This is a genomic window from Paenalicyclobacillus cellulosilyticus (genome assembly GCF_014647315.1).
Lineage (GTDB): Bacteria > Bacillota > Bacilli > Alicyclobacillales > Alicyclobacillaceae > Alicyclobacillus_J > Alicyclobacillus_J cellulosilyticus.
The window spans coordinates 1-273 of record NZ_BMOY01000119.1; positions in this window are offsets into that span (position 1 = coordinate 1).

The following is a 273-nucleotide window of genomic DNA, read 5'->3' on the forward strand; positions in this document are numbered from 1 at the left end:
ACCCCATAGTAAAAAAACTTTTGCTTAATGACTCACGGCTTAGGGTTTCAGGGCGCGCACGAATATAACGATATAAGATCCAAATAATAACACCCGCTGCAATGAGTCCTAATATTTGATACAACGTTTCCATTGGATAATCCTCCTAAACAAGCCCTAATCTTTTTCAAAATCAAACGCATCAGAAAACATGATTTCTCGATTGATCTGATGGTTCATTAAGAAATCACGTGTACTATAAACCATATCAAAGGGGCCTGCGATCACAATTTG